Below are 14,221 nucleotides of genomic sequence, written 5' to 3' on the forward strand. Positions count from 1 at the left end.
TTGCTAATACTGGTGGAAACCCGATGGCCTGTCGATCCGTCGGTGCGTATCGTTCGATCACGTAACGCGTGTTAGTCACGCCGCCGTCCACCGCCGTTCCAGGCGCTTCGCGCTCACCCGTTCTTTTCGACAGGGCTGCCATGACCGTCGCCACCGACCTACCGTCCGGACCTCGCTCCGGCTCCCGCCAGCACCTCGATCGCCTCCAGCGCCTGGCGCGCGACTGGCGCGCCGCCGTCTCGCCGCTGCGCCGGCTGGAGACCGTCACCGGCCTGGCCCTGGTGCTGCCGGCGCTGATCGGCTTCGCGCTGTTCTATGCAATGCCGGCGGTGCGGGCGCTCGAGATCAGCTTCACCGACTGGAACCTGCTGAGTCCACCCAAGCCGGTTGGCTGGGCCAACTACGCGAAGATGCTGGAGGACGGCCGCTTCTGGCAGGGCATGAAGCTGTCGCTCTACTACGTGGTGCTCAACATCCCGCTGCAGACCGTGCTGGGCCTGTTCCTGGCGGTGGCGATGGACCGGCTGACCCGCTCGCTGTTCGTCAAGTCGGTGGTGCTGCTGCCCTACCTGCTGTCGAACGTGCTGGTCGCGCTGATGTGGGTCTGGCTGCTCGATCCGCTGCTGGGCGGCGTCAACCACCTGATCACCGCCGTCGGCCTCGATCGCCAGCCTTTCTTCGCCAGCCCGGACCAGTCGCTGGCCACGGTCGCGGCGGTCAACATCTGGCGCCACATGGGGCTGATCGCGCTGCTCTTCCTGGCCGGCCTGCAGAACATCCCGCGCTACCTCTACGAGGCCGCCTCGCTCGAAGGCGCGAGCGAGTGGCAGATGTTCCGCCGCATCACGCTGCCGCTGCTGCGCCCGGTGATGGTCTTCGTGCTGGTGACCAGCGTGACCGGCTCGTTCCAGATCTTCGACACCGTGGCCGTAGCGACCAACGGCGGCCCGCTGGACTCGACCCGCGTGATCGTCCACTACATTGTCCAGAACGCCTTCAGCTTCTACAAGATGGGCTACGCCTCGGCGATGTCGATGACGCTGTGCCTGGTGATGGTGGCCTACACGCTGGTGCAGATGCGCATCCTGCGCGCCAACGAGAACGACCTGGCCTGAGCCGCGCGTTCATAGCCGCCGTCACGACCCCACGACGCAGGAGACCTCCGCATGTCGACTTCGATCACCACCCCCGTCGTCCCTTCCGCCGCCGTGCGCGCGCGCCGAGTGTCGGCCTCGCGCTGGCTGGCCTGGGGCATCCTCGGCCTGATGCTGTTCATCACGCTGGCGCCGCTGTGGCTGGTGCTCAAGACCGCCATCACGCCCACCGGCGACCTGTTCACGCCAGGCGGCAGCCTGCTGCCCGACCACCCGACGATCGCCCATTTCGCCCGCGTGCTGGGCCTGCTCAGCCCGGAAGAGGCGATGTCGCACGGCGGCTCGGGCGCGCAGATCAACTTCCTGCGCTCGCTGGGCAACTCGCTGCTGTTCACCACCCTGGTCGTGGTCTCGCAGGTGCTGACCAGCGCGATGGCCGCCTATGCCTTTGCGCGGCTGCGCTTCCCCGGCCGCGACCTGCTGTTCGGGCTGTTCGTGGTCTCGATGATGGTGCCCGGCGTGGTCACCTTCATCCCCAACTTCATCCTGGTCAAGGACCTGGGCTGGCTCAACACGCTGGCCGGCATGGTCGCGCCCTTCTGCCTGTTCTCGGCCTTCGGGATCTTCTTCCTGCGCCAGTTCTTCATGTCCATCCCGCGTGACCTGGAAGAGGCCGCGATGCTCGAAGGCGCCTCGCCGCTGCGCATCTTCTGGACGGTGGTGCTGCCGCTGGCGACCACGCCGATCGCGACCATCGCGATCCTGCAGGGCATCAACATGTGGAACGAGTTCTTCTGGCCCTTCCTGGTGGCCAAGGAAGAGGAGCAGCAGGTGCTGACCGTGGCGCTGCAGAGCTTCAAGTCGCAGACCCCGCAGGGCTCGCCCGACTGGACCGGCCTGATGGCCGCCACCGCGCTGACCATCCTGCCGACGCTGCTGCTGCTGGTGGCCTTTGGCCGCAAGGTGGTGGAGTCGGTGCAGTTCAGCGGCAGCAAGTGAACGGCGCGCTGCGGGCCGCTCAGCGATCGATCCCGGCCGGCTCGCCGAGCGCACGCGGATGCCCGACCGGCACGCCGATCGGATGCGGATCGCGCACGCCGCCGAACTCCAGCGCAGGCTCGCCCGCGCTGTTGCCCGCGCTATTGCCCGCGCCGTCGTCCGGGCAGTGCATGTAGCGCATCACCTCGCCGACCCGGCGCCACTGCCGGAAGCGCGCCAGGTAGAGGTTCTGCACGCGGTAGGCCTCGGCCTCGTGGGCCATGACGCGGCGGCAACTGGCGTCGATCGCGTCACCGTCGGCCAGGTGCTGCAGCCAGTGGACCAGTTCATGCACCAGGAAGGACTGGTCGGTCGGGTCGCGCAGATCCAGGTCGTCGCGCAGCAGGATGGTCCGGTCATGGCTGCCGTAGACGCCGACCAGGCCCTGGCAGCTGCGCGGCGTCTCCGGACAGACCCGCCGGGCGATGCCGGCGGCGTCGAGCCGCTGCACCGTCGGCCGGATCGACTCGGGCGCTGCGCCGCGACCGCTGAGCCGCACCGCCCAGCCGACCAGGTCGTCGAACAGCTCGGGGTCGAGGCCAGGGTTCGGGGCCGGCCGGCCGGCGGCGGCGCACGGCCCGCAGGCCGCGAAGCCGACGAGCGCCGTCTCGACCAGCAGGTGCCGGGCATGTGGGCGGGTCATGTGTCTTCTCCCTGCGCCGGACGGCCTGGATCGCCGGGGCGCCGGGATCGATTCAACGCCTGAAATGCCCGGAAGGAAAGGGGCAGCAGGCGGTCGCGCCCGCCGGCCCCGCGCGGCGTCGACCGTCCGGCCGATTCAGCCCAGCGTGGCCACCTGCGTCGCGACGGCGCGGTCCTTGCCGGCGCGCTTGGCCTCGTACATGGCCTGGTCGGCCCGCTCCATCGGCGTGGCCTCGTCGTGGCCGGTCGGATCCGAGCCCGACCAGCAGTGCACGCCGGCGCTGGCCGTCACCGGCTGGTCGGGGCTGGCATCGCGGGCGGCCTCGGCGACCACTCGCACGATCTTGTCGGCCATGGCCTGGGCCAGGCGGCCGGCCTCGTCCGCGGGCAGGCCTTCGACCAGCAGCACGAACTCGTCGCCGCCGATGCGCGCGAGGTAGTCGCCGCCGCGCAGGTTGGCGCGCAGCGCGCGGGTGATGTGCAGCAGCAGCGCGTCGCCGCTGGCATGGCCGCGGGCATCGTTGACGGCCTTGAAGTTGTCGAGGTCGAACAGGATCAGCGCCAGCCAGGTGCCATCGCGGCGGCTGCGTTCCTGCGCGATGCGCAGGTGCTCGGACAGCAGCCGGCGGTTGCCCAGGCCGGTCAGCGGGTCGGACGTGGCCGCCGCGCGCAACTCGTCGTTGGCGCGGTGCAGCTGGCGGATCAGGGGCGCGAACAGCAACGGGGTCACCAGCAGCATGGCGATGTGGGACTGGGTCAGCGGCTGAGCCAGCGTCCAGAAGGCCGACAGCGGCAGCAGCAGCGCCGAGGCCAGCACCGCGACGCTCCATTCCAGCCACAGCGTGCGCACGCCATAGCGGATGCCGCAGCGCACGATCTGGACCATCAGGAACATGTTCAGCGGCGCCAGGAGCGTCGGCGAGGCGGCCAGTGCCAGCACGGTCAGCACCGGGTCGGCGACGATGAAGGCGTATTGCGCCGCGACCGCTGCGTCCGGACGGGCCCGGATCACGCGCCAGTACAGCAGCGCGAGCAGGGCGTAGGCGACCGAGAAGTAGGGCATCGCATGCACCACCAGGTCCATCTGCGAGGCCTCGTGGTCATGCCAGAGCGTGGCCAGCGCGACCAGCAAGCCGATCACCACGCGCTGGATCGCCCGATCGACCTCATGGCGCACCCGCAGCGGTCCGCGGTGCGCGCCGAAGTAGTCGATGAAGGCGGCGTAGGGGCGGAACATGGGCAGGGCGGGCATCCGACGGGCAGGATCGCCGATGCTAAATGCCGTAACGGGTCGTTACGTGAGCCGAAGCTTGCTGGCCTCCCCTTGCAGCCTGACCGTGTGACCCGTTGTGGCGATTCGGGTGTCTTTTTTCGTGTTCGGGTCGCGCCGGGCGCGCCCGGTCAGGCCAGCTGCAGCCAGACCCGCGTGCCCTCGACCTTGACCGGGTGGCTGCGCACGCCCACGGTCAGCGGCGCGCACAAGGGCGCACCGCTGCGCACGTCGAAGCGACCCTGGTGCAGCGGACATTCGATCTCGTGGCCTTCGAGGAAGCCGTCGCACAGCCGGGCATGGCCGTGGGTGCAGAGGTTGTCGGTCGCGTAGACCTCGTCGCCGACGGTGTAGACGGCGATGTCGCGGCCGGCGACCGAGAGGCCCAGGACGTCGTCCACGGGCAGTTCATCGAAGGCCAGCGCGTCGTGCCAGGTGGGTTCGCTCATGGGAGGGCTCGCGGTGTCAGATCGGGTAGATGATGGAATTCGGGACCAGCTCGGTGTCGTAAATACACAGCCGCTGCGAGAACTTCAGGCCTTCGGCCGTGCGCACCACGGTGTCGAGGTAGCGGCCGACGTTGAAGACCGTGCTGGGCTGCGACAGCTTGGTCCGGAACACGGCGTAGTTCGATTCGGCATGGATCGTGCCGTCCGCATCGACCCGCCGGATCACCGGGCTGCCGACCACGTGGCGCTGGTAGTAGGGGTCGTGGAACAGCGTCTCGCGGATGCCGTAGACGCGGTCCCTGAGCATGCACTTGCTGGTGAAGGACAGCGTGGCCAGCGGCAGGCCGCGCTCATGGTTCTCGCGCGGTTGCAGGCGGTAGACGCAGTCCTCGGTGAAGAAGCCGGGCCAGAGGTCCCAGTCGCCGGAATCGACCGCGCTGGCGTAGTCGGCGCAGAGCTGGTTCAGGGCCAGCCAGTCCGCGAAGTTCAGGGCAGCCGCAGGGCTCATCGGGGTCTCCTTCACGCGTCCATGACCTCGCGCCAATAGCGGTACATGCCGCGGATCAGCGTCTCGGTGACCATGTGCTCGGTGTCCTCGACCGTGCGCCCGCCCAGCTCGGCGACCGCGCGGTGGAAGGGCTTGGACTCGAAGGCCTGCTGCGAGAACTCGATCACCTCGCCGTCGTCGGCCGACACGAAGCCGGCCGGGCCGAACAGGTTGGCCTGCGTCAGCCGGCGCTGCGTCATCTCCTCGCTGTCGTCCTCGAAGCCGAAGTGGGTCCAGACGAAGTCGAAGCTGCCGTGGCCGTCGGGCTGGATGTGGCGGGTGGACACGCTGTTGACCTGCTGCTGCAGGATGACGCTCGGGAAGATCGTCGTCATCACCGCCGTCGGGCCACCCCACCAAGCCTCCGGCACGATGTCGATGAAGCTCGGGTCGTGGAGCGTCATCCCGGACTTGAAGCTCGAGACCTGCGTGACCTGGTCGGCCTGGCCGGCGCTGCCGCGGGTGCTGATCATGGCCGCGTGCCGATGCTTGGCGTCCATGCGCAGCTGCGACTTGTTGTCGGCGCGCCAGAGGCCGAAGGTCACGAACCAGGTGTGCAGCAGGCCCGGGTGGTACGGGTCCTTGATGTTTTCCTGCATCAGCTTCCAGTTGCCCGGGATGCGCTGGCGGTTGTAGCCCAGGATCCTGAGCTGGCGGCCGTTGAACAGGCGGTCGAAGTAGCCCAGGATGGTCGGTCCGAGGTAGTCCTCCAGCGACTCGATCCCGTGGTCGAAGGATGCGAACACCACGCCCCCGCGCACGGCGACCTTCAGCCTGGTCAGACCGTGGTCGCTGGTCCTGAAGTCCGACGGCATGCCGCCGTGGACCTGGCCGTCCTGCTTGACGCCGCGCCGGAAGGGCACGCCCTGCAGGTCGCCGTTGAGCGCGTAGCTCCACTGGTGATACGGGCAGACGAAGTCCTTGGCCTTGCCGTGGCGCTCGCGGCAGAAGCGCATGCCGCGGTGGGCGCAGACGTTCTCGACCACGTTCAGGCTGCCATCGGCATCGCGCACCAGGATCACCGAGCGCTCGCCCACCACCGTGCGCTTGTAGTCGCCCGGCTCGGGCACCTCGGCCTCCAGGCCGACATAGCACCAGTGGCCCTTGTAGAAGAAGCGCTCCAGCTCGCGCCGGTGCAGGTCCTCGCTGGTGTAGGCGGCAAAGGGGATGCGGTGGGTGCCGTCATCCTCCCACTGCGGCGCGGCCGGGAAGACCGTGTCGGCCGGGCGTGCGGGCGCACCGTCCCGCATGTCCTGGCCCATCTCCTGGCGCATGTCCTTCAGCGGCTGCTCCGTCATCGGCGTCTCCTGTGGGTCTCTGGATCTGGCCGGCGATCTTCGGGGTTGGACGGCATTCACTCAATAGAATGGCTTGAATGTTCGACATCATCGTTCGTGATGTCGGGCAAGCCATGGAACTCCGCGACGTCGACCTCAACCTGCTGCTGCTGTTTCACCACCTGATGGCCGAGCGCCGGGTGACCCCCGTGGCCGAGCGGCTGGGCATCACGCAGCCGGCGGTCAGCAACGCGCTGGCCCGGCTGCGGCGCCAGTTTGACGACGAGCTGTTCCTGCGCACCCCCGCGGGCATGGTGCCCACGCCGCTGGCCGAACAGCTGGCCGGGCCGGTCGGCGAGGCGCTGGCGCTGATCCACCGCGGCCTGAACCCGCCGACCTCGTTCGATCCGGCCCGCGTGCGGTGCGCGATGACGCTGGCCATGACCGACATCGGCGAGATCGTCTTCCTGCCCGCACTGGTCGAGCGCATCGGCCGCGAGGCGCCGGGCGTGAGCTTGAGCACCGTGCGCAGCAGCGCCGTCCACCTGCAGGACGACATGGCCGCCGGCCGGGTCGACCTGGCGATCGGCCTGCTGCCGCAGCTCAAGGCCGGCTACTTCCAGCGCCAGCTGTTCCGCCAGCCCTATGTCTGCCTGTTCCGTCGTGGCCATCCGCTCGACCGGCCCGGCCTGACGCTGGCGGACTTCCGCGCCGCCGAGCACCTGGTCGTGCTGTCGGCCGGCACCGGCCACGGCAAGGTCGACGAACGCCTGAAGCGCGCCGGCGTCGAGCGCACGGTGCGGCTGCGCGTGCCGCACTTCGTCGGCGTCGGCCACATCCTGCAAGGCACCGACCTGGTCGCGACCGTGCCCGAGCGCTTGGCCCAGCGCCTGGCCGGACCCTTCGGCCTGACCTGGCGTGTCCATCCGGTCGAGTTGCCCGAGGCGCCGATCAAGGTCTTCTGGCATGCCAAGGCCCACCGCGACGCGGCCAACCTGTGGCTGCGCGGGCGGGTCTTCGAGCTGTTCGCGGATCCGCTGGTCGCCCCGGCCTGACCGGGCCGATCAGGGCGTCGTCAGCCCTTGCGTCGCCATGCTGGCCGGACGTGCCGCATCCGACCGTTCCTGCTCGCGGGTGCGGGTCACGCTGCGGTTGCGGCCACGGGCCTTGGCCTCGTAGAGCGCGTGGTCGGCGCGCTGCAGCAGGGTGTCGACGTCGTCGCCGGGCTCGCAGGGCGTCAGGCCCAGGCTGATGGTGACCTGCTCGCCGTGCGGCATCGGGCAAGCCGAGACGGCGACGCGGACCCGCTCGGCCAGCTCGACCGCAGCGGCCAGCGGCGTGGCGGTGGCGCAGATCAGGAACTCCTCGCCACCCCAGCGTGCCAGTCCGTCGACCGCACGCAGCTGCGCGCGCATGCAGGCGCCGATCTGCATCAGCACGGCATCGCCCTGGGCATGGCCATGCTGGTCGTTGACGGCCTTGAAGTGGTCCACGTCGACCAGCGCGATCGTCAGCGGCTGGCCGCTGCGGCGCGACTCGGCCAGCGCGGTGGCCAGCGTGTCGAGCATGGACCGGCGGTTCGGCAGGCCGGTCAGCACGTCGGTCGCGGCCAGCGTGCGCATGCGCTCGGCGCTGTCGCGCGCATCGGCATGGCTGTCGCGCAGCTTGATGACGGCCCACAGCAGCAGCACGTACATCACGTGGGACATCGCCACGATCACCAGCAGCGGCCCATGTTCGTGGGTCCAGGCCGGCAGCTGGCCGCGCTGCCACCACACCAGCATGGGCAGGAAGATGCCGGTGGCCGTGAAGGTGCAGACCAGCAGCGCCATGCGCTGGCGCAGGAAGACGAAGCCGCAGCCATAGGCCAGCGGCACCCAGTAGAGCGCGGTGAGCGTCTGATACCACTGCTGCGGGCCGGAGCCGTACAGCAGCGTCATGTGCAGCGTCACGATCAGGTAGAGGTTGAAGGACAGCACCGGCAGCGGCCGCAGCACTGGGTCGAGCGTCGGACGCCAGACCATCAGCACCGCCGCGCCGCCGACCACCAGCGCCAGCAAGGGCTGCATCCACCGGTCCCAGGGGTTGATGACGCCCTCGTGCAGCTCCATCGCCCAGACCGCCAGGATCATGGCCGCACCGATGAACAGCAGCAGGTGCATGACCCGCGAGACCGTGTCGGGCTCGGCGACGCGGGCGCGTCGGCGCGGACCCGCAGGCGGGGCGGACGAGGCGGCAGGAGACGGGGACGACTTCATCAGGTAGAGCGGTTTCCTGTGCTTGTTTTCGGCCCGGGGGCCGTGACCTTGAGCCAGCCACGCCCCCTGGATCCGGGGGGAAGGCGGCTTCCTAGAATGGGCCATGGACACGCCCGAACGCGCCGCCGATGAGCTGCCCGAGCCCCGCGCCCGCCGCAGCCGCCGGGGCAGTGGTGCGGTCACGCTGCACGATGTCGCCCGGCTGGCCGGCGTCGCGCCCATCACCGCCTCGCGGGCGCTGAACTCGCCCGGCCTCGTGTCGGCCGAGGTGCGGCGCAAGGTCGCCGACGCCGTCGCCCGGACCGGCTACGTGCCCAACCTGCTGGCCGGCGGCCTGGCCTCGACCCGCAGCCGGCTGGTCGCGGCGCTGGTGCCGACCCTGTCGGGCACCGTCTTCCTGCCGTCGGTGCAGGCCCTGACAGAGGCGCTGGCCGCCCAGGGCTACCAGCTGATGCTGGGGCAATCGGGCTACACCGGCCACCGCGAGGACGCCCTGATCGAGGCCATCGTCGGCCGCCGCCCCGACGGCATCGTGCTGACCGGCATCCTGCATTCGCCCGAGGGCCGGCGCCGGCTGCTGGCCAGCGGCATCCCGGTGGTCGAGACCTGGGACCTGACGCCCACGCCGATCGACATGCTGGTCGGCTTTTCGCACCTGGAGGTCGGCCGGGCGGTGGCGCTGTTCCTGCACGCGCGGGGTCGGCGCCGGCTGGCCATCGTCACCGGCGACGACGAACGCGCGCTGCGGCGCTGCGAGGCCTTCCAGGCGACCGCGCGGGCGCTCGGCCTGGCGGAGGCCCGCGTCGCCCGTGTCAGCGCCCCGACCACGCTGCGCAGCGGCCGCACCGGGCTGGCCGAGCTGCTGGCCGGCGGGACCGTGCCCGATGCGGTCTTCTGCAGTTCGGACCTGCTGGCCCTTGGCGTCATGACCGAGGCCCGCGTTCGGGGCCGCGCGGTGCCCGACGACCTGGCGGTGGTCGGTTTCGGCGACCTAGATTTCGCCGCCGACCTGGTGCCCGCGCTGACGACCGTGCAGATCAAGGGCGCGGCCATCGGCCGGCAGGCGGCGCAGTTCATCGTGGACCGCGCCGAAGGCCGCGAGGTGGTCGAGCGGGTCGTCGACATCGGCTTTTCGGTCGTCGAACGCGACAGCGCCTGAGCCACGCCTGGGGGCGCAGCCAGCCCGACAGGGCGGGTTACCACGGGGGTCGTCGAGGTTGTACGACAACTGACGGTAGCGCTAGCATTCCGCCTCTTGCTGGTAGCGCTACCGATGCGCGGACCGAACCCTGAAACCGTCTGGAGCAAACCGATGAAGAAATGGATGCTGGTCCTGTCCGCGCTCTCCGCGCTGTTCGCCGGCCTGGCACTGAGTGCCGCGGCACAGGCCGAGACCTGGCCGTCCCGACCCGTCACCCTGGTGGTGCCGTTCCCGCCGGGTGGCTCGACCGACACGATCGCGCGCACGCTCGGACCGGCGCTGGCGAAGTCCTTCGGCCAGACCTTCGTGGTCGACAACAAGGCCGGTGCGACCGGCACGATCGGGGCGGCGGCGGTCAAGCGTGCGCCGGCCGATGGCTACACCTTCCTGGTCACCTCGCTGGGGCCGCTGGTGATCGCGCCGCACCTGCTCAAGGGCGTGCCCTATGACGCGACCCGGGACTTCGACCACCTGACCGTCGCGGTCCAGGCGCCCAACGTGCTCGTGGTGCCGGCCGCGTCGCCGCACCAGTCCGTGGCCGACGTCCTGGCGCAAGCCCGGGCCCAGCCCGACAAGATGACCTTCGCATCGTCCGGCAACGGGTCGAGCGACCACCTGACCGCCGAGCTGTTCTGGCTCGAATCCGGGACCACCGGCGTGCATGTGCCCTACAAGGGCGGCGGCCCGGCGATCTCGGACCTGCTGGGCGCCCAGGTCGATGCCTCGTTCCAGAACGTCAACGCGGTGATGCAGCACATCCGGTCGGGCAAGCTGCGTGCGCTGGCGGTGACCGGCGCGAAGCGTTCGCCGGTGCTGCCCGAGGTCCCGACCATGGCCGAGGCCGGCGTGAAGAACGTCGACGTCTATTCCTGGCAGGCCGTGGCCGCGCCCCGGGGCCTGCCGGCCGAGATCCGCACGCGCATGCATGCCGCGCTGATCGCGGCACTGAACGATCCGCAGATCCGCCAGCAGTTCACCGCCGTCGGGCTGGAGATCGTCGGCAACACGCCGGAGCAGTTCACCGCCTTCCAGCTCCAGGAACATGCGCGCTGGAAGAAGCTGATCGAGACCCGCCGCATCACGGCCGACTGATCCACGCGGCCTGCGTGCCGGAAGGAACGACATGAACCCCGTGAACGATCCCGAGACCGATCCCGCGATCCATCCCGAGACCCGGCTCGACACGCCGCGCATCGTCTCGATGCGTGCCATCCCGGTGGCTGGACGCGACGCGATGCTGCTCAACCTGAGTGGCGCACATGCGCCGTTCTTCACCCGCAACCTGCTGGTCCTGACCGACAGCGCCGGTCGCACCGGCGTGGGCGAGGTGCCCGGCGGCGAGAAGATCCGCCAGACGCTGGAAGACGCGGCCGGCCAGGTGGTCGGCCAGAAGGTCGGCGACCATGCCCGCGTGATGCAGGCGGTGCAGCGTGCCTTTGCCGACCGGGATGCCGGCGGGCGCGGCCAGCAGACCTTCGACCTGCGCACCACCATCCATGCGGTGACGGCGATCGAGTCGGCCATGCTGGACCTGCTGGGCCAGCACCTCGGCCTGCCGGTGGCCGCCCTGCTCGGCGAGGGCCAGCAGCGCGACGCGGTCGAGATGCTGGGCTACCTGTTCTACGTCGGCGACCGCACCCGCACCGATCTGCCCTACGCCAGCGAGCCCGACGCGGCCGACGACTGGTGCCGGCTGCGCCACGAGGTCGCGCTCACGCCCGAGGCGATCGTCCGGCTGGCCGAAGCGGCCCGCGAGCGCTACGGCTTCAACGACTTCAAGCTCAAGGGCGGCGTGCTGGCCGGCGAGGCCGAGGTGGAGGCCATCCGTGCGCTGCACGAGCGCTTCCCGCAGGCCCGCGTCACGCTGGACCCCAATGGCGGCTGGCTGCTGAAGGACGCGGTCCGCCTGATGCGCGACCTGCACGGCGTGCTGGCCTATGCCGAGGACCCCTGCGGCGCGGAAGACGGTTATTCAGGCCGCGAGGTGATGGCGGAGTTCCGCCGCGCCACCGGCCTGCCGACGGCCACCAACATGATCGCCACCGACTGGCGCCAGATGGCTCATGCGCTGAGCCTGCAGTCGGTCGACATCCCGCTGGCCGATCCGCATTTCTGGACCCTGGCCGGCTCGGTGCGCGTGGCCCAGACCTGCCGCGACTGGGGCCTGACCTGGGGCTCGCATTCGAACAACCATTTCGACGTGTCGCTGGCCATGTTCACGCACGTCGGCGCGGCCGCACCGGGCAAGGTCACGGCCATCGACACGCACTGGATCTGGCAGGACGGCCAGCGCCTGACGAAGGATCCGCTGAAGATCGTCGACGGCCATGTGCGCGTGCCGGACCGGCCGGGCCTGGGCATCGAGCTGGACATGGCCGAGGTCGAGCGTGCCCACCAGCTCTACCGCCAGCACGGCCTGGGCGCGCGCGACGACGCGATCGCCATGCAGTACCTGCTGCCGGGCTGGCGCTTCGACCCGAAGCGGCCGGCGCTGGTGCGGTGAGGCCGGATCAGGGCATGGCCGGCTGACGACCGCGTGGGTGGGCGGCGGCGGCGGTCGGTGGCTGCCGTCGGTGGCGGCCGTGCCCATCACGACTTCGCCGCCTCCTGGTGCAGCCAGGTCAGGAAGGCATCGACCGGCGGCCGCTTGGCGTGGCGCAGCGGGTAGACCGCGAAGTGCGCCTTGACGCGGATCGCCATGTCCAGGCCGAAGACCGGCTTGAGGCGGCGGTCGGCGATGTGCTGGCCGGCGTTGGTGGCGCTCTCCAGCGCGACGCCCAGGCCCTGCGTGGCCGCATCCAGCGACATCTGCGCGCGGTCGAATCGCACCGCGTAGCGCTCCGGCGCGCGCAGGTCGGTGTAGGTGCCGAACCAGTCGGACCACTGCACGATGCTGACGTTGCTCTGGATCAGCGGCACCTCCAGCAGCTGGGCCGGGCGCTTCAGGCCGTGCTCGCGGATGAAGCTGGCGCTGGCCAGCGGCAGGATGCGCTCCTCGAACAGCGGCTCGACCTCCAGGTCCGGCCATTGCGGGATGCCGTAGCGGATGTCGACGTCGGCCTGGCCGAGCGCGAAATCGCTGTGCGTGTGCGCGGCCGACAGGTTCAGCGAGATGTCCGGATAGGCCTGCGCGAACTGCCGCAGCCGCGGCATCAGCCACAGGCTGGCGATGCTGGGCGCGGAATGCACGTAGAGGCTGTTGCTGACGCCCTGGCGCAGGTCCTCGGTGGCGGCCTTGATGGCGGTGAGCGCACCCCCCACGCGCGACAGGTAGGACTCGCCGGCGGTGCTCAGGCGCACGCCGTGGGCGCTGCGCTCGAACAGGCGCACGCCGAGCTGGCTCTCGAGCTTGGTGATCTGGTGGCTGATGGCCGAGGCGCTCAGGTGCAGTTCGGCGGCCGCGAGCGCGAAGCTGCGCCGGCGGGCCACCGCCTCGAAGGCCAGCAGGTAGGGCGAGGGCGGGATCGCGGCCATGGGGTGTTCCCGGATGTCAGATGATGAAACGTCATCCTAGTCTGAAACCTATTCGCTTGTCGTCATCTGAGCGGGCTCGAAGAATGCGATCCATCCCATCCCGGGACGCATCACGAACCCCACCGGCACGGCCCCCGTGCCAGCCTCGACAGGAGACCCTTCCCATGCTGCTCAATGACCAGGTTGCCGTCATCACCGGTGGTGCCGGACGCAACGGACTCGGCCATGCGACCGCCCGCGCGATGGCCGCGCAAGGCGCACGCGTCGTCATCCTCGACCTCGAACGGGCCGACCCGGCCGCCGCTGCGGCGGACCTGGGCCCGGATCACCTGGGCCTGGTGGCCGACGTGACCGACAAGGCCTCCTGCGAGGCGGCGGTGCAGGCCGTGCTGGCGCGCTTCGGCCGCATCGACGTGCTGGTCAACAACGCCGGCATCACCCAGCCGGTCAAGACGCTGGAGATCACCGGCGCGGACTACGACCGCATCCTCGACGTCAGCCTGCGCGGCACGCTCTACATGTCGCAGGCGACCCTGCCGGCGATGAAGCGCCAGCAGTCGGGCTCGATCATCTGCATCTCGTCGGTCTCGGCCCAGCGCGGTGGCGGCATCTTCGGCGGACCGCACTACTCGGCGGCCAAGGCCGGCGTGCTGGGCCTGGCCCGCGCGATGGCGCGCGAGTTCGGCGGCGACGGCATCCGCGTGAACTGCCTGACGCCCGGCCTGATCGAGACCGACATCACCGCCGGCAAGCTCAGCGACGAGCGCAAGGCCGAGATCAACGCGACCATCCCGCTGGCCCGCCTGGGCCGGCCGTCCGACATCGCCGGCGCCTGCGTCTTCCTCGCCAGCGAGCTGTCGGCCTACTGCACCGGCGTGACGCTGGACGTCAACGGCGGCATGTTGATCCACTGACCTGTTCGACCTGCTCGACCGGTTCGACCGGTTCGACCGGTTCGAGCCTTCCGCCCG

The 14,221-nt window shown here is 70.2% G+C and carries 14 protein-coding genes; 7 read left to right on the forward strand and 7 right to left on the reverse strand.

The window, feature by feature from the left end; translation table 11 throughout:
* Positions 1–140: 140 nt before the first annotated feature.
* Both Q8X39_RS01805 and Q8X39_RS01810 read left to right on the forward strand, forming a co-directional pair.
* Complete coding sequence (locus tag Q8X39_RS01805; protein WP_305747916.1) at positions 141–1,115, forward strand: carbohydrate ABC transporter permease; 975 nt, start codon at positions 141–143, stop codon at positions 1,113–1,115.
* A 51-nt stretch (positions 1,116–1,166) separates the two neighbouring features.
* Complete coding sequence (locus Q8X39_RS01810; RefSeq protein WP_305747917.1) at positions 1,167–2,093, forward strand: carbohydrate ABC transporter permease; 927 nt, start codon at positions 1,167–1,169, stop codon at positions 2,091–2,093.
* Between the two features lie 19 nt (positions 2,094–2,112).
* Here the strand turns inward: Q8X39_RS01810 and Q8X39_RS01815 are convergent, their stop codons facing one another.
* From Q8X39_RS01815 to Q8X39_RS01835, 5 genes are all read right to left on the reverse strand, one after another.
* Positions 2,113–2,775, reverse strand: a complete 663-nt coding sequence (locus tag Q8X39_RS01815) for a DUF6647 family protein (protein WP_305747918.1) — start codon at positions 2,773–2,775, stop codon at positions 2,113–2,115.
* Between the two features lie 135 nt (positions 2,776–2,910).
* Positions 2,911–4,011, reverse strand: coding sequence for a GGDEF domain-containing protein (locus tag Q8X39_RS01820; protein WP_305747919.1), 1,101 nt, complete (start codon positions 4,009–4,011; stop codon positions 2,911–2,913).
* 164 nt (positions 4,012–4,175) lie between these two features.
* Positions 4,176–4,493 carry a non-heme iron oxygenase ferredoxin subunit gene (locus Q8X39_RS01825; RefSeq protein WP_305747920.1) on the reverse strand — a complete coding sequence of 106 codons (318 nt, stop codon included), beginning with the start codon at positions 4,491–4,493 and terminating at the stop codon, positions 4,176–4,178.
* A gap of 16 nt (positions 4,494–4,509) precedes the next feature.
* Positions 4,510–5,001 carry an aromatic-ring-hydroxylating dioxygenase subunit beta gene (locus Q8X39_RS01830; RefSeq protein ID WP_305747921.1) on the reverse strand — a complete coding sequence of 164 codons (492 nt, stop codon included), beginning with the start codon at positions 4,999–5,001 and terminating at the stop codon, positions 4,510–4,512.
* A gap of 11 nt (positions 5,002–5,012) precedes the next feature.
* Complete coding sequence (locus Q8X39_RS01835) at positions 5,013–6,290, reverse strand: aromatic ring-hydroxylating dioxygenase subunit alpha (protein ID WP_305748253.1); 1,278 nt, start codon at positions 6,288–6,290, stop codon at positions 5,013–5,015.
* Between the two features lie 161 nt (positions 6,291–6,451).
* Here Q8X39_RS01835 and Q8X39_RS01840 point away from each other — a divergent pair, with 161 nt between their 5' ends.
* A complete protein-coding gene (locus tag Q8X39_RS01840; RefSeq protein WP_305747922.1) occupies positions 6,452–7,372 on the forward strand; it encodes a LysR family transcriptional regulator in 921 nt (306 codons plus the stop codon).
* A 9-nt stretch (positions 7,373–7,381) separates the two neighbouring features.
* Here Q8X39_RS01840 and Q8X39_RS01845 read toward each other — a convergent pair whose 3' ends face one another.
* Positions 7,382–8,575: a GGDEF domain-containing protein gene (locus Q8X39_RS01845; RefSeq protein ID WP_305747923.1), complete on the reverse strand. Its 1,194-nt coding sequence runs from the start codon at positions 8,573–8,575 to the stop codon at positions 7,382–7,384.
* Positions 8,576–8,678: 103 nt separating this feature from the next.
* Here Q8X39_RS01845 and Q8X39_RS01850 point away from each other — a divergent pair, with 103 nt between their 5' ends.
* The 3 genes from Q8X39_RS01850 (at position 8,679) to gudD (ending at position 12,279) form a co-directional block, all read left to right on the forward strand.
* Positions 8,679–9,734 carry a LacI family DNA-binding transcriptional regulator gene (locus Q8X39_RS01850; RefSeq protein ID WP_305747924.1) on the forward strand — a complete coding sequence of 352 codons (1,056 nt, stop codon included), beginning with the start codon at positions 8,679–8,681 and terminating at the stop codon, positions 9,732–9,734.
* Positions 9,735–9,887: 153 nt separating this feature from the next.
* A complete protein-coding gene (locus tag Q8X39_RS01855; RefSeq protein WP_305747925.1) occupies positions 9,888–10,868 on the forward strand; it encodes a Bug family tripartite tricarboxylate transporter substrate binding protein in 981 nt (326 codons plus the stop codon).
* A 31-nt stretch (positions 10,869–10,899) separates the two neighbouring features.
* Positions 10,900–12,279 carry a glucarate dehydratase gene (gene gudD, locus Q8X39_RS01860; RefSeq protein WP_305747926.1) on the forward strand — a complete coding sequence of 460 codons (1,380 nt, stop codon included), beginning with the start codon at positions 10,900–10,902 and terminating at the stop codon, positions 12,277–12,279.
* A gap of 86 nt (positions 12,280–12,365) precedes the next feature.
* Here the strand turns inward: gudD and Q8X39_RS01865 are convergent, their stop codons facing one another.
* On the reverse strand, positions 12,366–13,250 hold the full coding sequence (locus tag Q8X39_RS01865) for a LysR substrate-binding domain-containing protein (RefSeq protein ID WP_305747927.1): 885 nt from the start codon (positions 13,248–13,250) through the stop codon (positions 12,366–12,368).
* A 164-nt stretch (positions 13,251–13,414) separates the two neighbouring features.
* Between Q8X39_RS01865 and Q8X39_RS01870 the strand changes: the two genes are divergently transcribed.
* On the forward strand, positions 13,415–14,164 hold the full coding sequence (locus Q8X39_RS01870; RefSeq protein ID WP_305747928.1) for an SDR family NAD(P)-dependent oxidoreductase: 750 nt from the start codon (positions 13,415–13,417) through the stop codon (positions 14,162–14,164).
* Positions 14,165–14,221 lie beyond the last annotated feature (57 nt).

It is taken from the genome of Leptothrix discophora (assembly GCF_030705305.1).
Lineage (GTDB): Bacteria > Pseudomonadota > Gammaproteobacteria > Burkholderiales > Burkholderiaceae_C > Sphaerotilus > Sphaerotilus discophorus.